Genomic DNA, 20,672 nt, shown 5'->3' with positions numbered 1-20,672 from the left:
CAGACCCCTATCTGGGGCGCGGCACGGTCTTGTCGATGAACAATCCCTCTACCGACACACACAATTCGCCGTCCGCAGTCTTGATCTCACCGACGGTGTGAATCTTGCGGCCGTCCTTGGAAAGGAATTTGCCGCTGATCGTGAGGGGCTCGAACAGTGGAGTCGGGCGATGGTACCGAGTGCTCAATTGTGCTGTCATGCCGGAAGTTCCACCCCAGGCGTTCGCGACGCCAAGAACGTGATCGAGCAGCAGCGCCGAAACACCGCCGTGTACATGGCCGGGAGGGCCCTGATACGGCAGCGTCAACGTGACCACTCCCTGCACCGACCCGTCAGCGAGCCCTTCCAGAACCAGCGGCGGCGCAATGGCATTCTCGGGGCCGGTCACCGGATCGTGACGGGTCACGCCCTCGCCGTTCCACATGTCGATCAAGCGCTCGGCGACCTCGGGCGAGTGCTGCTCGAGGTGCTCGGCAATGCTGTTGAGCTCCTCCGCAACCCGATCCAGATTGGCGTTTCCGCGGTCGGTGCGCAGCATCGCGTCGACAACGCGACGCGCAGCTGCCGTGGCCCGGTCGACCGGGGCGTCCTGCGGCGGCGACGTCAAAATCGTGCCGCCCGGGTGTGTGGCTGCCGTGGGGTGCGTGCCGAGGTCCATCAGTTGATCTCCATTGTTGCGTGTGTGAGAACCGGGGAGTTCTCGCGCTCGGGGCACGTCGCCGCCAAGGTCAGTGTGTTGCCGTCCCGCCATACCGAGGTGTTGATGGATTCGCCGGGGAACAGCGAACCGGCGAACCGCACCGAGTAGTTCTTCATCCGCGTCGGATCTCCGTCGAGAATTCCGTCGACCACCGCCTTGCAGACGATGCCGTACGACGCCAGACCGTGCAGAATCGGAGCGTCGAATCCCGCCATCTTCGCGAAGGAGGGATCAGCGTGCAGCGGGTTCATGTCTCCACTGAGTCGGTACACCAGAGCTTGTGAGGTACTCGTGCTCGACGTCAGTACCTTGTCGGGCGCCCGGTCAGGCACCCCGGCAACAACTTCGGGACCGGCGCTGCCGCCGAATCCACCTTCGCCGCGGGCCCAGATCTGCATTCCGGTGGTCCACAACGGATTCCCGTCAAGGTCCTCGGCCGCCGTCTCGAGCACGATGACGGCAGCCTTGCCCTTGTCCCACACGTCAGCGATGCGAGTGGAAATACGAGCAGCACCCGTCGACGGGATCGGCGCGTGAAGTGCCAGCGACTGCCCACCGTGCAGAATCTTGCGCAGGTCGATGTCGATTCCCTGCATACTCATCGACGCTGCGGGCAGTACACCCGCCGAAACTCCCTGGCCCGCAACCATTGCAAAGGTCGGGAGCACTTTCAGACCCTTTTCGTACACCCAGGTGAGCTCGGCGGGATCCAGAGCGTTCACGCCGGCGCCGAGCCCCAACTGGTAGAGCATGACGTCGCGGTCCGTCCACGACGCTTCGCGCACAGTCGGTTCGGCGGACAATGCCACCTCGAGATCGATAGCCATCAGTTCTCCAAAGTTCCGGCTCGGTAGACGGTCACGACGCACGCGCCGCCCAGTCCGAGGTTGTGCTGCAATCCGATTCGTGCGCCTTCGACCTGGCGAGCGTCTGCGGTCCCGCGAAGCTGCCACGTCAGTTCGGCGCACTGTGCCAGCCCGGTGGCACCCAGCGGGTGGCCCTTCGAGATCAGACCGCCAGACGGGTTGACGACCCACTGGCCGCCGTACGTAGTGGCACCGGATTCGACGAGCTTTCCGCCTTCACCGGCGCCGCACATTCCGAGACCTTCGTAGGTGATGATCTCGTTGATCGCGAAGCAGTCGTGCAGTTCGATGACATCGACGTCGTCGATGCTGATGCCGGCTTCGGCAAAGACCTGCTCGGCGGCCGCAGCCGTCATCGGCGCGCCTACTACGTCGATCATCGACTTCTCGGCAAACGCTGCCGAGGTGTCGGTGGTCATGGCCTGAGCGACGATCTCGATCGCACGGTCCTCGAGTCCGTGCTCACGGACGAACTTCTCACTCACGACGACGGCAGCACCGGCACCGTCCGAAGTCGGTGAACACTGCGAGCGCGTCAGCGGCTCGTGAATCATCTTGTCGCCGAGCACCTGTTCGAGGGTGTACTCGTCACGGAACTGCGCATACGGATTGTTGACCGAGTGCTTGTGGTTCTTGACCGCCACGGCTGCAATCTGCTCGACCGTGGTGCCGTACTTCTTCATGTGCTCGACGGCGGCATTACCGAACAACTGAGCGGTCATGGGCGATCGGGCGAAGCCGTAGTCCTCGACCATGATCTTCAGCTGCGAATCCAAAGTGGTGACCTTGGGCATCTCACCGGTTCCGGTCAGCGCCGTTTTGGTCATCTTTTCGAAGCCGACGGCCAGTGCGCAGTCCGCTTGTCCGGCCTGTACCCACTCGCGCGCCGTCATCAGTGCCGTCGAGCCGGTGGCGCAGTTGTTGTTGACGTTGAAGATCGGGATACCGGACAGACCCGTTTCGTACAGGGCACGCTGGCCTGCTGTCGACGCGTTGAACACGTAACCGACTGCAGCACGCTGGATCTGGTCGTAGCTGATCCCGGCATCGGTGAGTGCATTCGAGACGGCTTCGGTCACCATGTCCGGGTATTCCCAGTCGCGGGTCTCGATCTTCTCGAACTTGGTCATGCCCACGCCGATGACGAAGGTGCGATTGCTCATGTGCAGGTCACTTTCCCGGTTCGGGGTCGCGAGGCAGACCCAGGATTCGCTCACCGATGATGTTGAGCTGAACATTGGTTGTACCACCCGCGATGGACATGCACTGCGAGTTCAAGAACATCTGGGTTGCAGACATCCGATGCTGGTCGCCCAGAAGTGAACTCGGCCCGGCCCACTCCATTGCCACATCCCAGACCTGCTGGATGTGCTCGACACCGATCAACTTCGCCACCGAGGATTCGGCCCCCGGCTGCGCGCCGGTGAGCGAGCGCAGCGTGGTGCGCAGACCGAGCAGACCGCCGGACTGCGCGTCGCACAGCACCTTTCCGAGCACCGTCAGCTGCTCGTCGTCGATGCCACCGGGTAGTCCGTCGACCAGGCTCAGAAGAGCCTCACCGCCCGATCCGAGAGACGAGTCGTTGGACAGCGAGACACGCTCGTTGGCCAGTGTCGTGCGAGCGAGCTTCCAGCCGTCCCCCGGCTCGCCGACCAGGCACTCGTCGGGGACGAAGACGTCGTCGAAGAAGACTTCGTTGAACAGTGCTTCACCGGTGATCTCGCGAAGCGGGCGAATGTCGAGGCCGCTGTTCTTGATGTCGATCAGGAAGTAGGACAGGCCCTTGTGCTTGGGGGCGTCGGCGTCGGTGCGCGCGAGGCAGATTCCCCAGTGCGCGTCGCGTGCCATCGACGTCCACACCTTCTGGCCCTGCAACTTCCAGCCACCGTCGACCTTGGTGGCCTTTGTACTCAGCGCGGCGAGGTCGGAACCTGCGCCGGGCTCGGAGAAGAGCTGACACCAGACGATGTCGCCGCGCAGTGACGGCGGGACGAACTTGGCGAGCTGCTCTTCGTTGCCGTGCGCGATGAGCGTCGGGATGACCCAGTTGCCGATGATCATGTCGTGCGGCTTGATCTTCGCAGCGCGCAGTTCTTCGGCGATGACCAGCTGACTGACGGCATCGGCGGACTTGCCCCACGGAGCCGTGAAGTGCGGTGCGGTGTAGCCCTTTTCCGCGAGGTACGTCTTCTGCGCGGCACCTTCGAGTTCGAGTGCAGGAGCGAGCTCGGCGCGGACGTCGGCGCGGATCGCCTCGGCCTCGGGCGGCAACTCGATGCTGAGCACGCGACGGGTGCCGGCAATGGTCAGCTCGGCAACGCGACGACGCCAGGATGCCGTGGAACCCAGCAGAATTCGCAGGGACTGCGCGCGGCGCAGGTACAGGTGCGCGTCGTGCTCCCACGTGTAGCCGATTCCGCCGAGCACCTGGATGCAGTCACGCGTGACGGAGAAGCCTGCTTCGAGGGCCGTGGCTCCGGCGACGGCTGCTGCGAGAGAAGCCTCTTCGGCACCGACGCCGTTGGCGGGCGTCAGTGCGCGCGCAGCGTCCCACGCGCAGACGCGCGCCTGCTCGGCAAGAGCGAGCATCCGAGCGGCCTTGTGCTTGACGCCCTGGAACTGGCCGATCGGGCGACCGAACTGCTGACGCACCTTCGCGTAGTCGGCCGAGGTCGTGACGGCCCAGTCGGCCAAACCTGATGCCTCGGCCGCGAACAGTGTTGCGGCAATGTCGAGTACACGCTGCGTATCGATGGTGAGGATCTCGGAATCGGCGAGGACCAGTCCGTCGACGGTGACCTCGGAGTTACGACGTACGACGTCGTAACTGGCCAAGTCCGTGACCTCGAGGCGGTCACGTCCGAGCAGAACGAATCCGCTGTCCGTCGCGAGGAGGAACACGTCGCCGACATGGCCACCGAGAATCTGGCTGGACGTTCCACTGAGGGTGGCGGTGTCGCCGTCGCGGGCGATCTTCAGCGAACCCGGCTGCAGTGCAACGGCTCCGAGTGTGCTGCCGTCGACCAGTCCGGCCAGCGGAGCGGTGACTCCGGCGTCGCTGAGAACGGCGCTGACCACGACTGTCGGCAGGAACGTGCCGGGAACCATGGAGCGCCCGAGTTCCTCGACGACGATCGCGAGCTCGACCAATCCGTATCCAGCGCCGCCGAATTCCTCGGCCACGTGTAGTCCGAGAAGTCCCTGCTCGGCAAGCCCGCTCCAGAGTTGGGGGCGAGTTTCGACCTTCGCCTCGACCGCTTCACGGATAGCGGTGGGTGTTGCGTGACGTGCCGCCCAGCCCCGTACGGAGTCGCGGAGGTCACGATCTTCTTCACTCAATCCAATGGTCATGTCTACCTCGTCAATTCGACAGTGTGAGTACGGGTCAGATGCGTTCGATGATGGTGGCGGTAGAGAGAGCGCCACCGGCGCACATCGTGACCAGCGCCGTGGACTTGTTCGAGCGCTCGAGTTCGTGCAGCGCGGTCGTGATCAGACGAGCGCCGGTCGAACCGACGGGATGCCCGAGTGCGATCGCACCGCCGTTGACGTTGACCTTGGACAGATCTGCGTCGTGAACCTGCGCCCAGGAGAGCACTACCGAGGCGAACGCTTCGTTGATTTCGACGAGATCGATGTCGTTCAGAGTCATTCCGGCCTTGTCGAGCACCATCTGGGTGGATTCGATCGGTCCGTCCAGGTGATAGAAGGGATCGGATCCGACCATGCCGGACGCGACGATCCGCGCGCGGGGCTTCAATCCCAGTTCCTGTGCGCGCTCTTCGCTCATCAGCAGTACCGCAGCCGCGCCGTCACTGATCTGCGACGAGTTGCCGGCGGTGTGGATATGGCCTTCGATGACCGGCTTGAGTCCGGCCAGCGCCTCGGCTGTCGTCGCGCGCAGGCCACCGTCGCGGGTGACAGTGGCGATCTCACCGGTCGGCACACCTTCCTTGGTGACGACGGGAGCCTTGACGGGCACGATCTCACGGTCGAAGCGTCCTTCGGCCCAAGCCTGGGCTGCGCGGCGCTGCGATTCCAGGCCGAAGGCGTCGACGTCGGCGCGTGTGATGCCACGCTTCTCGGCGATACGCTGCGCAGAAGTGAACTGGTCACCCATGTCGATGGTCCAGTCGTCCGGGTACGGGTTTCCCGTACCGGGCGCGTTTGCCTGGCCCAGAAACACACGGCTCATCGCCTCGACGCCGCAGCCGATACCGGCCGAGATCTGACCTGAGGAAATCAGGCCGGAAATCAAATGCACTGCCTGCTGGGCAGATCCACAGGCGCAGTCGATGGTGGTTGCCGCTGTGCTGTACGGCAATCCGGCGTGCAGCCACGCTTGCCGCGTGACGTTGTTGGACTGCTCACCTGCCTGGGTGACACAGCCGCCGATGATCTGCCCGATGTCTTCCGGTGCGACGCCTGCCCGTTCGAGAACGCCGAGTTGCGCTGCTCCCAGAATCTCGGCGGGGTGCAGCCCCGCCAGGGCGCCGCGACGACGGCCGATCGGTGTCCGAGCGGCCTCGACGATGACTGCATGACCCATGATGTGCGCTCCTTCGTGGAGTTTTCGGTCGGTGAGCTGACTCACCGTCAACTTTTCTGTAATGTATTCTATTGTTGATGTCAGGGCAATGCCGGAATGAACGTCATCTTTGAACCAAGTCTGACTCGAATAATAGAATTGATTTCAATTTTGAGGACATGACGAACCCACCCCGAGAAGGGGCGAGGTCACGTCAGTGTCGTGAGAGATTCACCAGAAGCAGGTCGCACCCCTTGCGGATGTCGTACTCCGCATCCGGGATGGAAATTCGACCGTTGAGGCACGATTGGATGACCCCGAACCACAGCTGCATCAGCAGACGCAACCCGGTGTTGTCTTCCTCGGTCGGGTTCTCGATCCCGGCCGCATCGAGGATGATCTGCCGGAAGCCGCGATCGATCTTGCCCACGTCCGGCACCGTCGCGACGTTGGCGGTACTGGACGACTGCAGCATCGCAGTCGAAAGGGCCGGCCGACGCAGTAACCCGCGAGTCGCGCGCACCAGGACCTCGTACACGGCGTCCTGCGGATTGGCCGACTGCACCTGATGCTTGGCGAAACTGTCGCCGATCTGATCGATCTGCTCGACCATCACAGCGACGAAGAGGTGCGTCTTCGAAGGGAAATAGCGGTAGAGAGTGCCGATGGCCACGCCTGCCCGCTTGGCAACTTCGTGCATCTGAACCCGTGAGAGTTCTTTCTCGGTCCCCAATTCGGCGGCCGCTTCCAGCATCCGCACATGGCGCGCCCGCTGCTCGTCCGAACTGGGCTCAGCAGCGTCCCTGACCTCGGCAATTCTCGGCAACGTCGCCCCCATCATCGATTATGTGTCCCGGCCGCGAACGACCGCGCTAATTCTCTCACCTGGACCACCCATCTCGGCATATTGCCCGCTCAGTGGGACCTGGCATGGCCTTCCAGTGCCGTGCGGTATTCCGTGGACACCCCACCCTCTTGGAGTAAGGACGCAATGATGCAGGACTGGACCAGCGAGTGCGACGTGTTGGTAGTCGGCTCCGGCGGCGGAGCGCTGACCGGCGCATATACCGCCGCTGCTCAGGGATTGACGACGATCGTCCTCGAGAAAACCGATCGTTTCGGCGGGACCTCCGCCTACTCGGGCGCCTCGATCTGGCTCCCAGGTACCCAGGTGCAGGAACGCGCCGGACTTCCCGACTCGACCGAGAATGCCCGCACCTATCTGCGCGCGTTGCTCGGTGACGCCGAGTCCGAGCGCCAGGACGCCTACGTCGAGACCGCTCCCGCTGTCGTCGCTCTACTCGAGCAGAACCCGAACATCGAATTCGAGTTCCGTGCGTTCCCCGACTACTACAAAGCCGAAGGCCGGATGGACACGGGACGCTCCATCAACCCTCTCGATCTCGATCCCGCCGACATCGGTGACCTCGCCGGCAAGGTGCGTCCGGAACTGGACCAAGACCGCACCGGTCAGGATCATGCTCCCGGCCCGATGATCGGTGGGCGCGCACTGATCGGCCGTCTGCTGGCCGCAGTTCAGAGCACCGGTAAGGCAGAACTTCGCACCGAATCCGTCCTCACCTCCCTGATCGTGGAAGACGGCCGTGTTGTCGGCGCCGAGGTCGAATCCGGCGGCGAAACCCAGCGAATCAAGGCGAACCGCGGTGTCCTGATGGCAGCAGGCGGCATCGAAGGCAACGCCGAGATGCGTGAGCAGGCAGGCACCCCCGGCAAGGCGATCTGGAGTATGGGTCCCTTCGGCGCCAACACCGGCGACGCGATCTCTGCCGGTATTGCTGTCGGCGGCGCAACAGCCTTGCTCGATCAGGCGTGGTTCTGCCCCGGCGTCGAGCAGCCCGACGGCAGCGCCGCCTTCATGGTCGGCGTTCGCGGTGGGCTCGTCGTCGACAGCGCCGGTGAGCGCTACCTCAACGAGTCGCTTCCGTACGACCAGTTCGGACGAGCCATGGATGCTCACGACGACAACGGTTCTGCCGTGCCGTCGTTCATGATCTTCGACTCGCGCGAGGGTGGCGGACTGCCCGCCATCTGCATCCCGAACACGGCGCCCGCCAAGCACCTCGAAGCCGGAACGTGGGTCGGTGCCGACACTCTCGAAGAACTCGCTGCCAAGACCGGACTACCGGCCGACGCATTGCGCAGCACTGTCGAAAAGTTCAACGATGCCGCAAAACTGGGCGTCGACGAAGAGTTCCATCGCGGCGAAGACCCGTACGACGCGTTCTTCTGCCCACCCAACGGCGGTGCGAATGCGGCACTGACGGCCATCGAGAACGGACCGTTCTACGCGGCCCGCATCGTCCTCAGTGACCTCGGCACCAAGGGCGGATTGGTCACCGACGTCAACGGCCGAGTCCTGCGTGCTGACGGCAGCGCCATCGACGGCCTGTACGCCGCCGGCAACACGAGCGCGTCACTGAGCGGCCGCTTCTACCCCGGCCCCGGAGTTCCACTCGGCACGGCTATGGTCTTCTCGTACCGAGCAGCTCAGGACATGGCGAAGTAACGCAGTTCAATCACACTCCGTGGAAACAGATCGTGGGGCAGCCGATATCGCAATCGGCTGCCCCACAATCTTTCTCACGGCGTCGCTATGTTGAAATTCGGATCGAACGTGTCCATGATGTCGGCGAGGCGAGTCAGCGTTGAAACATCACCGTCGGACGTGACTTTTCCGGTGTCGAGGATGGCAGCGGCCTTTCCTGGTTGGAGAAGGATGCCGGCAAGCAACGGCTTCGGACCGGTCAGGGTCAGTTGCGCGTCAGGGGCGCGGCCCGAACGCGCGTTGAGAACTGCCCGTCGAATCCACATATTCCAATCCTGTTTCGTGTCAGCAAAACTGAAGTTGACGGAAATGTCGACGTCCTCGGCCTTCTCCGCGATGAGGTGTACTGCCGCGTAGTCGAAAAGCAGATCGATTGGCATCGCCAGAATCGTGTCGGTGGTGTCGGTGTTGATCTGACCGGCGCTCGTCACTCCGTTGCGCAATTCCATCGCCGTGGCGAGGAAGATCGACCGATACTGCGGGACTTCCTGCTGGTATCCGAGTTGTTCGTAGGCGTCCGCCTGCAAATTCTTCGCTTCCTCGTCGTCAGGATCGGCGAAGACCAGGTGATGGAGTAGCTGCACCGCCCACCGATAGTCGCCCGCTTCAAAAGCACTGCGCCCCTCGGCAAGTATTTTCTCTCGCCCGATCAGGTCGACGTGCCGCTTGGCGTGATCCTCGGGTAGCAACGGCAAGATCGTCGCCGGGTCACCGTCCCAGAATCCCAACTCCTTGTGGAATACCGCGCGGACGTTGTGGTGCAGTCCGCCGTGGTAGTAACGGTTGTACCACTTCTGTCCGATGGCTTCCGGTAGCCGGACGACCTCCGCAGCTTCGAGCGGCGTGTAACCCTGGTTCGCGAATCGTAGCGCCTGATCGTGAATGAACTTGTACATGTCCCGTTGCGATTCAAGGAATTCCACCACCGTGGCGTTCCCCCATACCGGCCATGTGTGCGGACCGTGGTGAACTTCGACCTCGTCGCCCCACCGCACCAATGTCTCATCCAGGTACCTGGCGAAGTTGCGCGCATCTCGGGTGCGTGCGCCGCGGATGGTCTGGATGTTGTGCATCGAGTGATTGGCGTTCTCAGCACAGGTGAGCGCTTTGATGGCCGGGATCCAGATATGCATCTCCTCCGGCGCTTCGGTATCGGGAGCGTAGAGGAACTCGAAGTCCCACCCGCCGAGATTGCGTACCTCACCGGTCTTGGTGATGCCGTCAGTGGGCGGAATGTAGGTCATGTGGATGTTCATGTTGTCGGCACCAGGGGACAGACCAACTGTCACCAGACCACAATCACATTGCGGCAGAATCAAACCGAAGGTGTATCCCATCCGCCGCGACATCGCATTACCGGTGATGACGTTCTCGCCGATCGCGAACTTGTTGAAAGACTCGATGGTTCCGGGCGCGACGATCGGGACTTTTCCCGATGCCACGTCTGCTTCGTCGACCAGGCCTTTGACTCCGGCGTAATGGTCGAAGTGTGTATGGGTGTAGATGATCGCAGCGATAGGTTTGTCATTGTTCAGCTCACGCCGGAACAGTTCGAGCCCTGCTTTGGCAAGGTCGGCGCTGGTGGTGGTGTCGATGATGACGAGCCCGTCGGGTGCGTCGACGATGGTCAGGTTAACCGCGAATCTGACCTGGTACAGACCGTCGACAACCTTGTACAGACCGGACCGCTTCACTACTTGCGACTGGCGCCACAGGCTGGGGTTGACGGACTCTGGCGCAGGTTTGTCGTCCGCGATGTACTCGAGTGGTCGACCGTCGTGGATCAGATCGCCGTTGTCGTTGAAGACTTGATCGTTGTCCCACCCGGTGATGAATCCGCGGTCCGCGTCGCCGAAATCCTCCCGGTCAGACATGGGATAGTCGTCGACTGCCGCGCGATTGACCTCGACGGTGAACGGTGTTGCAGGCTTGGTCTCAGCACCCATGAGCACTCTCCTCCGGTCCTTGTGTCCTCGTCCACGCAAGCACGCGATGCCATCGACGTGACCTCACGCGGAACCCTCTGCAACCAATCTGGTGGCCACGCGGAATTCGCGCATCACCCATCGCAGGTGCGACGGCGACTGAACAACGGACAGGACCAGAGCCTCACTCCGGGTCGAGACCGGGCAACCCGTCCACACTCTTCGCGTTCTTCTCGGCGCGATAGGCGATGAGCCGCTCCGGACCCCTCTTCTCCGCTACGCGGTCGAGCACGTCACGATCGGATTGGTAGTCCATCAGCGGTACTGCGTATCCGCACGAATCCGAAATGCGCGTCAGATCGACCACGACGATCGACCGCAGTCCCGGGTGCTCGGGGAACCTACCGACAAGCTCGTTGAACGGTTCCGACCCTGCGGGCAGAACTTGTCCGTGACCGTGCAGTCGAACGATCTTCGGTGGTCCGTCAAATGCCATGAACATCAGGGTTATTCGCGAGTTCTCGCGCACGTGCGCGATGGTTTCCACACCGCTGCCAGTGAGATCGAGGTACGCCACGCGGGTGGATGTCAGCACCACGAACGATCCGACTCCCCCTTTGGGTGAGCAATTGATCAACCCGTCAGGAGACAAAGGTGCGGTAGCAACGACGAACAGCGGTTGGGCCTGCAACCACGTGGTGAGCTTTTCATCGATGCCTTCGTAGACGCGCCCCATGTCGAGAGTGTAGTTCGCGCCGACTGGACGTCACGGGGCAGACGCTGCGGCGGCTCGAATCTCCTCACACATCGCTGCGAAGGCGCGGTCGTCGGCGGGATCCGCCGGCACTGCCAGTGCAATGCCGTCGCAGAGACTCGCGTATTTCGAACTCAGCACCCCGGGGAGTTCGGCGTAGGTGCATTGCGTGACCAAGATGTCGAGAACATCGTCCGTGAGCACAGCTGGTAGTCGAGCCCAATCACCCGTTCGTGCCATCGCAGTCAGCTTCTCGCCGATCCCCGCCAAGCCGAGAACCTCGAGCGCGGTTCGATATGCCGGTGTGGAGTAGAGAAAGGCAAGTTCACTGCGCACCGCTTCTCGTCGAGCAAGTATCGCGGCACGATCCTTGCCGGTGATCGCCTTCGGAACGGCAATCAGCCGCGGCTTCCTTCCGCCGGCCGTCAAGGATGGAATGATCCTCTCCGCGAGCACCTTCGGATGGGAGCTGGTGGGGTGAGCAACAAAGCCGTCGGCGACGGCTCCTGCCAGTGAGCACATGCGGGAGTTCACTCCCCCGGTCCAGATCTCGGGAGCTGGAACGTCGAGCGGCCCCGGATTGAAGTAGGGCTGCAGTCGGTTGAAGGTGTAGTGCGAGCCGGCATAGTCGAGTTCGCCGCCCGTCTGGAACGCTTGAAATATCTCCCTTACAGCACTGACGTAATCGCGCAGTTGTGCAACAGGATTGGTCCACGGCATCGAGTACCGCCCGACGATGTTCCCGCGCACCTGCGTTGCGAGCCCCAGTTGAAATCGCCCACCCGAGAAACCTGCAAGATCCCAGGCAGCCAAAGCCGTCACCATGGGACTGCGCGCAAACGCGACAACCATCGACGTCCGGACAGTGAGAGTACTGCTGTGCTCGACGGCCAGTGCCGCCACGGCAAAGGGGTCGCGAATGGTCTCGGAGATGTGCACCGTGTCGAAACCGAGGTTCTCGATGCGTTCGACGTGCTGAGCCACCTGCCGCAGCGGAGTGTCGGCAGGTAGCGAGGTCACCAATTCCATGTCAGCCCAAAGGCTCCAGACGAATCGACAGCAGCTTTCCTTCTGTTGCCACCTTGCGAGCGTGTTCGTTGAAGTCCGGGGCGGCACAGACGAACAGCGTACGACCGTCGGAACCGCCGAGCCCGCAAGCGAAGACGCCGCTGTCGAAGGCAATTTCATCGATTATCTTGCCAGACGGGTCGACGTGGAGAATTCGACTTCCGAGTGCGTCGGCCACCCACATCGAATCGTCTCCGTCGATGCAACATCCGTCGGGCGCAACGACGATCTCAGCGAGGGTGGTCTCCATCTCGGGTCCACCAGGTACCGGCCCGAACGACGCCCAATCACGGCGTTCGCCCAGAGAGCCGTCGGGCCGGACGGCAAACGCACTGATTCGATTTCCCAGCGTTTCGTCCACGAGCAGATCTCCGGTCGACGCCAGAGCCATCCCGTTGGGGAAGTGGAGATCTCGCGCCACGACGTGCACCGATCCGTCCGGGTCGACGCGGAGGAGATCTGCCGTCTCGACGGGGGCCAGGTTCATCAGGTCGAACCCGAAGTTGCCCACGTACGCTCGTCCCTGCGCGTCGACCAGCATGTCGTTGACGTTGGCACTCACGTACTCGGACAAGTCTGCGTGCACCACCAAATCGCCATCGGATTCTCGCCGCAGAATCTTCTGGTCCCGCATGGAGACGACCAGTAATCTGCCGTCCGGAAGCCACCCCAACCCGGACGGCTGCCCTGGAATCTCCGCCTCGACGCGTACGTCGGTCCCGTCCTCACGGGCCGAAAGCACCTGGTAGGTATAGAAGTCCGACACCCAGATTCGGTCCTCGTGCCAGCGCGGGCATTCGAAGTAGGTATATCCCTCGAGAACTACCGCAACCTCTGGTGCCATCAGGCTCTCCCACGTCGGTGATTGAATGGTGTGTTCACTCCATTCAATCACCGGTGCCCCGGTGGCGGTGTCCGATTCCCGACTACTCGCCGCGGTATACCTTGTCCAGCACGTCGAACGCGGATTCCCACCCGTCGTAGACGTTGCCGTCGCCCTTGAAACCCGGGATCCCGACCAGATGGAATGTCATCTCGGTCTTGTCTCCCCGATCTGCGAGCGTGACCGTGATTCGAGGCGCGGTGTCCACCGAATCTCCCGGATCCCCCCAGGTGAAGACTAGCTTCTTCGGCTCGTCGACCTCGAGATAGGTTCCACCGGTAGGAAACTCGGCACCATTCTCGTCGTTGATCATCAGGTAGCGGTACGTTCCGCCAACTCTGGGGTCGATCGTGACGTGCTCCCGAGGGCTGCTGACACCCTCGGGGTGCCACCACCGCGCCGCCTCGTCGGGATCGGTCCACGCTTGCCAGACAAGGTCACGCGGCGCATCGAAGATCCGGGTGATGGTGAATTCTGCGGTGGCATCGGCATTCTGGTCACTCATTGTCCTTCTCCTTCTTCGGTCGACGTTGCTTCAGCTCACGTAGGCGCTCGTCGAGGAGGTCGAAGCGTTCGTTCCAACCGCGCCGGTGTTCGTCGACCCATGCGCTGGCGTCGTCGAGACCCTCCGCGCGAAGGGTGCAGGTGCGCCATTGCGCGGTGGCGGTTCGTTCGATGAGACCGGCTCGCTCGAGCACCTTCAGATGCTGCGAGATGGCGGGCCGACTCATCTCGAACGGCTCGGCCAGCTCACCGACGGTCATCGAACCATCCGTCAGGCGAGAGAGCATTTCACGCCTCGTCGGGTCGGCCAGTGCGCTGAACACTGCATCGAGTCGACCACTTCGCTCGTCCATGTAAGCAACTCCTTAATTAAGGAATAACTTAAACATAGAACTCACGATCCTAAGCGTCAACCCCTTCAACTCCAGGTGTATCGAAGCCGCTCGACGGTTGTCGCCTCGTCCATCTGGGAGAACGTCTCCTGCTCAGCTCCCTTCACGGACACCATCGCTTCGATGATCGACTCCCCGAAGATTTCCCTCGCCACCGAGGAGGAGTTGAACTTCTGCACGATCTCGCCGAGATCGGTGGGGACTCGGGTCACCCCGCGCTCATCACGTTCCGCCTCTGTGAGAGTCGACGGGTTCACCACGATTTCAGGCGGCAATGGCGCGGCATTGTCGATACCGATCTGCGAAAGACCGAGTACCGCAGCGGTGGCCAGATACGGATTGGCCGATGGATCGATAATCTTGACTTCGGCGTTGGCGCCGTGTGGATTCGACGGTGACTCCGTGCAGAACCTCAGTGCCGCTTCCCGGTTCTCGAGCCCCCAACAGACGTAGGCCCCCGACCAATTGTCCGGACGCAGCCTGAGGCCGGAGAGCGGCGAGGAAGCAAAGACGGCCGTGAATTCCGTGAGGTGAGAAAGGATTCCACCCAAAGCTGATGATCCTTCGTCGGTCATCCCGTAGTCCTGACCACCACCGGAGAAGACGGGCCGCCCACCTGAGATCAACGAAAAGTGCTGGTGTGCACCGTTCCCGGCACCTCCGATCGTAGGTATCGGTGAAAACGATGCCGCCAATCCATGGGCTCTGGCAGTGCGGCTGATCAAGATCCGGGCAAGCACCACAAGATCGGCGGCCTGAACGGGAGTTGCCGGAGCGATGGAGATCTCGAATTGATCCGGTCCGTACTCCGCATGAACTTGCTCGATATGAAGTTGTGCGCGTTCGGCATTGCGCAGAAGGTCCTTGAGGAAGTCCTCGCGGCGAAGGACTGCACCTAACCCGTACGCCGACCACGCTCCGTCGCACGCATCACCGAAAAGAGTGAATTCGATCTCGTGACCCACGCGAGCTTCCAGTCCGTCGGCAGCAAGCCGCGCCACGACGGCAGTGAGTGCGGACCGAGTGCACACGGCAGCCGTCGAACCGTCTTGCGCGTACAGAGTGGCCGGCGCCCACGACACACCCTCGCCGAGATCGCGGAGGTCGGAACGGTCGATACGCAACCGGAGATCACCCACGACGGAAAAGGAATCGGTGAAGGCAATCCGATCGTCGCTGCAGAAAACATTCCAACTCGGCGAGACCCCCGCACCGACTTCCTCGAAGACACCGCTTCGGCCTGCCGGCATCACTTTCGCCCGCGCGACACCCGCCATGTCGACGATCGAGCCGATGGTCAAAGCCGGAACTTCCCTCATCCAGAGGCAAATACCCCACTCGGCGATGCGCCAACCCGTCAGATCAGGTTGTCCTCCACCGGCAGTCCGAACGCCGCCCGGCCGTACAGCGCCAACGCGCGCTCGGGTTCGTTGGCAACGTGAACGCTGCCCGCATGAACGTCTCGCCACGCACGCTCGATCGGGTTTCCGCGAGAGAGGGAGTTCCCGCCTGCCGTCTTGAACAGCATGTCGATCGCCTCCACCGAACGTTCCGTCGCGCGAACCTGATCACGACGCGCGCGCAGCCTCATCGAGAGCGGAAGCTCCTTGCCGGCGACAGCAAGTTCGTACATCTCCCGGATATTGCGATCCATCTGCAGAATCGCGGCATCGATCTCCGACGACGCACGCGCGACGGCAACCTGAGCGAACTGGTCCTCACTGAACCGTCCACCACCCAAGCTCAGACGGACCCGCTCACGCATCACGTCCAGGTACCCCTCGTAACAACCGGCGACGATGCCCACACACGGAGCCGCGACCGTCGAGGTGAAGATACTCCCGAACGGAAGCTTGTACAGCGGACCAGGATTGACTGCTTGGCCTGGGCCGCGAAGTTGTGCGGTCTCGTAGTTGCGCTTCAATCGGTGCTCGGGCACAAAGGCCTTGTCGACCACGATCTCGTTGCTCGCGGTGCCGCGCATCCCCACGACATCCCAGACATCTCGGATCTCGTAATCCGTACGCGGCACCAACACCGTCATGAAATCGACCGGCCGGCCGTCCATCCCGACCACCATCGCGCCCAGCAATGCCCAACTCGCGTGATCACAGCCGGAAGAGAAGCCCCACTGGCCCGACAGTTCGTAACCACCGTCCACCGCCGTCAGTCGACCGACCGGCGCGTACGCGGACGAGATGAGCGTCGTCTGATCCTCTCCCCACACGTCGGCCTGTGCCTGGTCGTCGAAAAGCGCCAGATGCCACGGGTGCACTCCCACCACCGACGCGACCCAACCGGTCGAACCACAGGCAGCGGAGATTGCCCTGACCACTTCGTAGAAGTGGACCGGGTCGCTCTCGGCGCCCCCATATCTCTTGGGCGCCAGCATGGAGAAGACGCCGGCTTCGGAAAGCTCCCGGATGGTCCGTTCGGAGATCTTGCGCGAATCGTCGACCTTCTGAGCGCGGGCCGCGATCTTCGGAAGCAGATCACGGACTGAGCTCAGAACCTTGTTGACCATGGAAGACACTCCTCGCACCGAACCGTGAGGGAGCGGATCGGCAGATAGACATAACGGCTGCCCCGTCACGATATGTCGGTCACGCGTTCCGATGATCGGAAGTCCCGGAGGCCGGGATCAGCCGCCGGATCCACTCGCTCGCCGCTGGTCCCGGCCAGTGAGACGAGGCCCCAGCGGTAATTCACGCTCCCCTAGCGTCGGGCGTCGACACTGACCCTGGAAAGGACGGGACTCATCGTGACGATCAATCAGTCCGACAACGACGAAGTTCGCGAGATCCAAGCTGGAACCGCGCCTACTCGCTTTGCACGTGGATGGCACTGCATTGGGCTCACGGAGTCCTTCAAGGACGGCCAGCCGCACTCCATCGAGGCGTTCGGCACCAAGCTCGTCGTCTTCGCCGACAGTGAAGGCAACGTCAAGATCCTCGACGCGTACTGCCGTCACATGGGTGGCGACCTGAGCCAGGGCACCATCAAGGGCGACGCCATTGCCTGTCCGTTCCACGATTGGCGCTGGGGCGGCAACGGCAAGTGCCAGAAGATTCCCTATGCACGCCGCGTTCCCCCGCTGGCCAAGACGCGCGCATGGCAGACCCTCGACCAGGACGGCATGCTCTTCGTCTGGCACGACCCCGAGGGCAACCCGCCGACCGACGACGTAGCCATCCCCCGTATCGAAGGCGCGCTCAGCGACGAGTGGAGCGACTGGGTCTGGTACACCACGACCGTCGACACCAACTGTCGTGAAATCGTCGACAACATCGTCGACATGGCGCACTTCTTCTACGTGCACTACTCCTTCCCGACGTACTTCAAGAACGTCTTCGAAGGCCACGCCGCAACGCAGTACATGCGCGGCGTCGCTCGCTCCGATATGCGTCCCCACGCAGCAGGCACCCCGAAGATGGTCGGCAGCAACTCGGTTGCCACGTACTTCGGCCCCTCCTTCATGGTCGACGACCTGACCTACGAGTACGAGGACTACAACGTCGACTCTGTGCTCATCAACTGCCACTACCCGGTCAGCGCTGACAAGTTCGTGCTCCAGTACGGCATCATCGTCAAGAAGTCCGATCGCTTCCAGGGTGAAGCCGCCGACGCGATGGCCGCGAACTTCGGCACGTTCATCGCCAAGGGCTTCGAGCAGGACGTCGAGATCTGGAAGAACAAGACTCGCATCGAGAACCCGCTCCTGTGCGAAGAGGATGGCCCGGTCTACCAGCTCCGCCGCTGGTACGAACAGTTCTACGTCGACGTCGCGGACATTGCTCCCGAGATGACCGAACGCTTCGAATTCGAACTCGACACCGCGCGACCCGTCGCCGCCTGGCAGAAGGAAGTCGAAGACAACCTCGCTGCGAAGAAGGCAGACGAAGATGCAGCCTCTTCAGTGCGCTGAGTGCAAGGCGCAGGTCCTGGTCCAGAAGAACAGTTGGGAACACACCACCGTTCAGTGGAGTGACCAGGCCCGCGCCCAGTGCCTCGAAATCGCCGACGACCGTGAATTCGGGCAGCGAGAAGGACGACCCGGTGCTCCCCGCAAGGAGTGCGGCGCCTTGATCGCGTCCATCGTGAACGCTGCAACGGCCGGCAAGCTCGAGATTCTCAACGACGAGCCGGTGCCTCAGCCGATCGTCGACGACAGCGAACCAGTACCCGCTCCGTTTCACTAGCCGAGCCAACATCTTTCGAAGAAGGTAGTAATGATCGATCCCCAGTACTACGGCCCGTGGGCAGTCATCGCCGGCGGTTCCGAAGGTGTCGGCGCAGGGTTCGCCGACGAGCTCAGCAAGATCGGCATCAACCTCGTTCTCATCGCCCGCAAGCCGGGGCCGCTCGAGGAGACTGCGGCCAAGGCACGCGCCAACGGCGTCGAAGTACGCACTCTCGCACTGGATCTATTGGTTCCCGACGCGCTCGACCAGATCAAGGCTGTCACCGACGACGTCGAGGTCGGCCTGCTCATCTTCAACGCCGGCGCCAACAGCTACGGCCACGAGTTCGTGACCGGTGATCTGACGGGATTCGCCGGAGTCATCGAGCTGAACATCAACAAGCAACTCGAACTCTCTCACCACTTCGGCGGTTTGATGAAGGATCGCGGACGAGGCGGCATCATGCTGCTCGGTTCGCTGGCCGGATTCATGGGCTCCGAGCACCAGAGCATCTACGCGGCCTCGAAAGCTTTCGGTCGCATCTTCGCCGAAAGCCTGTGGCTCGAACTTCAGCCGTACGGCGTTCACGTCGTCGAGTTCATTCTCGGTGTCACTCGCACGCCGGCCATGATTCGCGCGGGATTGAACTTCGACATCCCGGGCATGAACGTCGCAGAGCCCGAGGATGTTGCACGCGAAGGTCTCGAACACCTTGCCGACGGCCCGATCTGGGTTGCTGCAGGAAACTACGAAGGCGCCAAGAAGCGCAGCGGCTTCCCCCGAGACAAGATGGTCAAGGGCGCTGCCGAAGCGATGCGCAAGCTGCTGAACCGCTGACTTCTGCTGTGCGCCTTTATTAACCCCCCGACGTTAAGAAAGGCGCACAGCATGGGCGTCGACATCACCACTCTTCTCGACGAACGCGAGATCACCCGCTCCATTTTCGAGTTCGCCCGAGCCATGGACGCGCGGGACTGGGATGAACTCCACCGGATCATGACTCCGGACGCTACGGCAGAACTGGGAACCGGAACTCTTCGTGGACCTGCCGAGGTAGTGGCTTCCATCCGCTCGTTCCTCGACGAGTGCGGTCCCACCCAACATCTGATCGGCAACGTGCTGGTCGAGGTGGTCGGTGATATTGCCACCAGCCGCTCCTATGTCAGCGACATGCATGTGGGCACCGGGAGCAAAGCTCACCTGAACTTCTTCACCCTCGGCGACTACCACGATTCGTGGACCCGAATCGACGGAAGGTGGCGAATGACGCACCGCACCAAGCATTCACACGCCAGTCAGGGATCCATCGAGGTTCTGGGTGCCGGCCCCAGCGGTTGGCGGAGCTGACTCAGCTCAACATCGACGAACGGCCGGTCGCGAGCGGGCTCTTGCTGGTGAGTCCCCCGTCGACCACCAAGGTCTGCCCCGTCATGTAGCGAGACTCGTCCGAGGCCAGGTAGACCATGGCGTGTGCGATGTCTTCAGGTTCGCCGAGGTAGGGAAGCGCGTTTGCCTGCTTCATTCCTTCGATGACGTCAGCCGGGATGTTGTCCACGAGTGCGGGTGTCATAATCGCACCCGGTGCCACGGCGTTGCACCGAATGTTCTCCGGCCCGTACTGAACAGCGATGTACTGAGTCAGCCGGATCACCGCAGCCTTGGCCGCGCCGTAGGCCGACTGCAAAGAGTCACCGATCAATCCGCCAACCGACGCGGTGTTCACGATCGACCCACCGCCGGCCTTGATCATGTGCGGAATCGCCAGCCGCGACGCGACAACGGTGCTGCGAGCGTTGAGCGACATCACGCGATCCCACTCGTCCAGGTCCATCCGGAGCAGGTCGAGATCCTTGCGCGGATTACTACCGCCCACGTGATTGCACAAGACGTTGATGCCACCGAATTCGGCGACCGCCCTTTCGATCATCGCTGCCAGAGACTCCTCGTTCATGACATCGACGCCGAAACCCAGCGCAGTGCCGCCGGTCTCGCGTATCGCCGCCGCTGCTTCCTCCGCTCGAGCTGGATCGAGGTCGGCGACCAGCACCTTGGCGCCTTCTGCCGCCATGAGTTGTGCTGCTGCACGCCCGATTCCGCTGGCGGCGCCGGTGATCACTACATTTTTGCCTTCGAGCCTGTTCATATTCATTCCCTTCGCGGGGAATCGCCGTACCCGGATCTCATGTGCCCGAAATTGACAGCTCGGCGATTACCCGATCACTACCAGTGAACGCAGGATCGACAGCCGCGTCCAACTTTCTTGAATGAACTCACAAGTACGTGACCACGGCCCGCGCACCTGCTA

At 62.4% G+C, this 20,672-nt stretch carries 20 protein-coding genes; 5 read left to right on the top strand and 15 right to left on the bottom strand.

Annotated features, from left to right (window positions below; genetic code table 11):
- Window positions 1-7 precede the first annotated feature (7 nt).
- The 6 genes from RE4_RS03305 to RE4_RS03280 form a co-directional block, all read right to left on the bottom strand.
- Window positions 8-658 (bottom strand): PaaI family thioesterase, encoded by a 651-nt coding sequence (locus tag RE4_RS03305; RefSeq protein WP_019745318.1) that lies wholly within the window; start codon window positions 656-658, stop codon window positions 8-10.
- Window positions 658-1,527, bottom strand: a complete 870-nt coding sequence (locus RE4_RS03300) for a MaoC/PaaZ C-terminal domain-containing protein (RefSeq protein ID WP_060937977.1) — start codon at window positions 1,525-1,527, stop codon at window positions 658-660. Before RE4_RS03300 ends, RE4_RS03305 begins: the two co-directional genes overlap by 1 nt.
- On the bottom strand, window positions 1,527-2,729 hold the full coding sequence (locus RE4_RS03295) for a lipid-transfer protein (protein WP_019745320.1): 1,203 nt from the start codon (window positions 2,727-2,729) through the stop codon (window positions 1,527-1,529). The genes RE4_RS03300 and RE4_RS03295 overlap by 1 nt, the downstream gene beginning before the upstream one ends.
- 7 nt (window positions 2,730-2,736) lie before the next feature.
- Window positions 2,737-4,917 (bottom strand): acyl-CoA dehydrogenase family protein, encoded by a 2,181-nt coding sequence (locus tag RE4_RS03290; protein ID WP_060937976.1) that lies wholly within the window; start codon window positions 4,915-4,917, stop codon window positions 2,737-2,739.
- Between the two features lie 34 nt (window positions 4,918-4,951).
- The gene (locus tag RE4_RS03285) at window positions 4,952-6,115 is read right to left on the bottom strand and encodes a steroid 3-ketoacyl-CoA thiolase (protein WP_020970810.1); all 1,164 of its coding nucleotides are present in this window, start codon (window positions 6,113-6,115) and stop codon (window positions 4,952-4,954) included.
- Window positions 6,116-6,308: 193 nt separating this feature from the next.
- A complete protein-coding gene (locus RE4_RS03280) occupies window positions 6,309-6,935 on the bottom strand; it encodes a TetR/AcrR family transcriptional regulator (RefSeq protein ID WP_019745323.1) in 627 nt (208 codons plus the stop codon).
- A gap of 153 nt (window positions 6,936-7,088) precedes the next feature.
- Here RE4_RS03280 and RE4_RS03275 point away from each other — a divergent pair, with 153 nt between their 5' ends.
- Entirely contained in the window at window positions 7,089-8,621 is a 1,533-nt protein-coding gene (locus RE4_RS03275) for an FAD-dependent oxidoreductase (protein WP_020909157.1), read from the top strand.
- Between the two features lie 74 nt (window positions 8,622-8,695).
- Here RE4_RS03275 and RE4_RS03270 read toward each other — a convergent pair whose 3' ends face one another.
- From RE4_RS03270 to hsaA, 8 genes are all read right to left on the bottom strand, one after another.
- Window positions 8,696-10,606, bottom strand: coding sequence for an alkyl/aryl-sulfatase (locus RE4_RS03270; protein WP_060937975.1), 1,911 nt, complete (start codon window positions 10,604-10,606; stop codon window positions 8,696-8,698).
- 163 nt (window positions 10,607-10,769) lie between these two features.
- Entirely contained in the window at window positions 10,770-11,321 is a 552-nt protein-coding gene (locus RE4_RS03265) for a pyridoxamine 5'-phosphate oxidase family protein (RefSeq protein WP_019745326.1), read from the bottom strand.
- A 30-nt stretch (window positions 11,322-11,351) separates the two neighbouring features.
- A complete protein-coding gene (locus RE4_RS03260) occupies window positions 11,352-12,368 on the bottom strand; it encodes a TIGR03617 family F420-dependent LLM class oxidoreductase (RefSeq protein ID WP_060937974.1) in 1,017 nt (338 codons plus the stop codon).
- A gap of 1 nt (window position 12,369) precedes the next feature.
- Complete coding sequence (locus RE4_RS03255; RefSeq protein ID WP_060938250.1) at window positions 12,370-13,251, bottom strand: SMP-30/gluconolactonase/LRE family protein; 882 nt, start codon at window positions 13,249-13,251, stop codon at window positions 12,370-12,372.
- Window positions 13,252-13,333: 82 nt separating this feature from the next.
- Complete coding sequence (locus tag RE4_RS03250; RefSeq protein WP_021345567.1) at window positions 13,334-13,795, bottom strand: SRPBCC family protein; 462 nt, start codon at window positions 13,793-13,795, stop codon at window positions 13,334-13,336.
- A complete protein-coding gene (locus RE4_RS03245; RefSeq protein ID WP_003940373.1) occupies window positions 13,788-14,147 on the bottom strand; it encodes an ArsR/SmtB family transcription factor in 360 nt (119 codons plus the stop codon). The genes RE4_RS03250 and RE4_RS03245 overlap by 8 nt, the downstream gene beginning before the upstream one ends.
- Window positions 14,148-14,212: 65 nt before the next feature.
- Window positions 14,213-15,505 (bottom strand): type I glutamate--ammonia ligase, encoded by a 1,293-nt coding sequence (locus RE4_RS03240; RefSeq protein ID WP_060937973.1) that lies wholly within the window; start codon window positions 15,503-15,505, stop codon window positions 14,213-14,215.
- Between the two features lie 38 nt (window positions 15,506-15,543).
- Window positions 15,544-16,710, bottom strand: a complete 1,167-nt coding sequence (hsaA, locus tag RE4_RS03235) for a 3-hydroxy-9,10-secoandrosta-1,3,5(10)-triene-9,17-dione monooxygenase oxygenase subunit (RefSeq protein WP_020970820.1) — start codon at window positions 16,708-16,710, stop codon at window positions 15,544-15,546.
- Window positions 16,711-16,947: 237 nt separating this feature from the next.
- Between hsaA and RE4_RS03230 the strand changes: the two genes are divergently transcribed.
- Genes RE4_RS03230 through RE4_RS03215 form a run of 4 tightly spaced genes read left to right on the top strand, consistent with a single transcriptional unit; the run spans window position 16,948 to window position 19,714 of the window.
- Complete coding sequence (locus tag RE4_RS03230) at window positions 16,948-18,111, top strand: 3-ketosteroid-9-alpha-monooxygenase, oxygenase component (RefSeq protein ID WP_019745333.1); 1,164 nt, start codon at window positions 16,948-16,950, stop codon at window positions 18,109-18,111.
- A complete protein-coding gene (locus tag RE4_RS03225; protein WP_019745334.1) occupies window positions 18,089-18,385 on the top strand; it encodes a hypothetical protein in 297 nt (98 codons plus the stop codon). The genes RE4_RS03230 and RE4_RS03225 overlap by 23 nt, the downstream gene beginning before the upstream one ends.
- A gap of 30 nt (window positions 18,386-18,415) precedes the next feature.
- The gene (locus RE4_RS03220) at window positions 18,416-19,204 is read left to right on the top strand and encodes an SDR family NAD(P)-dependent oxidoreductase (protein ID WP_020909164.1); all 789 of its coding nucleotides are present in this window, start codon (window positions 18,416-18,418) and stop codon (window positions 19,202-19,204) included.
- Window positions 19,205-19,255: 51 nt separating this feature from the next.
- Window positions 19,256-19,714: a nuclear transport factor 2 family protein gene (locus RE4_RS03215; RefSeq protein WP_021331968.1), complete on the top strand. Its 459-nt coding sequence runs from the start codon at window positions 19,256-19,258 to the stop codon at window positions 19,712-19,714.
- 1 nt (window position 19,715) lies between these two features.
- On the opposite strand, the gene RE4_RS03210 is transcribed toward RE4_RS03215, so the two are convergent.
- Entirely contained in the window at window positions 19,716-20,510 is a 795-nt protein-coding gene (locus RE4_RS03210) for an SDR family NAD(P)-dependent oxidoreductase (protein ID WP_081098293.1), read from the bottom strand.
- Window positions 20,511-20,672 lie beyond the last annotated feature (162 nt).

It is taken from the genome of Rhodococcus erythropolis NBRC 15567 (genome assembly GCF_001552595.1).
Classification (GTDB): domain Bacteria; phylum Actinomycetota; class Actinomycetes; order Mycobacteriales; family Mycobacteriaceae; genus Rhodococcus_F; species Rhodococcus_F erythropolis.
The sequence above is the reverse complement of the archived record's forward strand: the minus strand, read 5'-3'. Positions and strand labels throughout refer to the sequence as shown.

Bases quoted from the DNA above. Each gene is read 5' to 3' on its own strand.
- RE4_RS03285 (WP_020970810.1), bottom strand. From the start codon at position 6,115: ATGGGTCATGCAGTCATCGTCGAGGCCGCTCGGACACCGATCGGCCGT.
- RE4_RS03280 (WP_019745323.1), bottom strand. From the start codon at position 6,935: ATGATGGGGGCGACGTTGCCGAGAATTGCCGAGGTCAGGGACGCTGCT.
- RE4_RS03270 (WP_060937975.1), bottom strand. From the start codon at position 10,606: ATGGGTGCTGAGACCAAGCCTGCAACACCGTTCACCGTCGAGGTCAAT.
- RE4_RS03265 (WP_019745326.1), bottom strand. From the start codon at position 11,321: ATGGGGCGCGTCTACGAAGGCATCGATGAAAAGCTCACCACGTGGTTG.
- hsaA (WP_020970820.1), bottom strand. From the start codon at position 16,710: ATGGTCAACAAGGTTCTGAGCTCAGTCCGTGATCTGCTTCCGAAGATC.
- RE4_RS03255 (WP_060938250.1), bottom strand. From the start codon at position 13,251: ATGGCACCAGAGGTTGCGGTAGTTCTCGAGGGATATACCTACTTCGAA.
- RE4_RS03210 (WP_081098293.1), bottom strand. From the start codon at position 20,510: ATGAACAGGCTCGAAGGCAAAAATGTAGTGATCACCGGCGCCGCCAGC.
- RE4_RS03220 (WP_020909164.1), top strand. From the start codon at position 18,416: ATGATCGATCCCCAGTACTACGGCCCGTGGGCAGTCATCGCCGGCGGT.
- RE4_RS03260 (WP_060937974.1), bottom strand. From the start codon at position 12,368: ATGGAATTGGTGACCTCGCTACCTGCCGACACTCCGCTGCGGCAGGTG.
- RE4_RS03225 (WP_019745334.1), top strand. From the start codon at position 18,089: ATGCAGCCTCTTCAGTGCGCTGAGTGCAAGGCGCAGGTCCTGGTCCAG.
- RE4_RS03305 (WP_019745318.1), bottom strand. From the start codon at position 658: ATGGACCTCGGCACGCACCCCACGGCAGCCACACACCCGGGCGGCACG.
- RE4_RS03240 (WP_060937973.1), bottom strand. From the start codon at position 15,505: ATGAGGGAAGTTCCGGCTTTGACCATCGGCTCGATCGTCGACATGGCG.
- RE4_RS03250 (WP_021345567.1), bottom strand. From the start codon at position 13,795: ATGAGTGACCAGAATGCCGATGCCACCGCAGAATTCACCATCACCCGG.
- RE4_RS03245 (WP_003940373.1), bottom strand. From the start codon at position 14,147: ATGGACGAGCGAAGTGGTCGACTCGATGCAGTGTTCAGCGCACTGGCC.
- RE4_RS03300 (WP_060937977.1), bottom strand. From the start codon at position 1,527: ATGGCTATCGATCTCGAGGTGGCATTGTCCGCCGAACCGACTGTGCGC.
- RE4_RS03275 (WP_020909157.1), top strand. From the start codon at position 7,089: ATGCAGGACTGGACCAGCGAGTGCGACGTGTTGGTAGTCGGCTCCGGC.
- RE4_RS03215 (WP_021331968.1), top strand. From the start codon at position 19,256: ATGGGCGTCGACATCACCACTCTTCTCGACGAACGCGAGATCACCCGC.
- RE4_RS03295 (WP_019745320.1), bottom strand. From the start codon at position 2,729: ATGAGCAATCGCACCTTCGTCATCGGCGTGGGCATGACCAAGTTCGAG.
- RE4_RS03290 (WP_060937976.1), bottom strand. From the start codon at position 4,917: ATGACCATTGGATTGAGTGAAGAAGATCGTGACCTCCGCGACTCCGTA.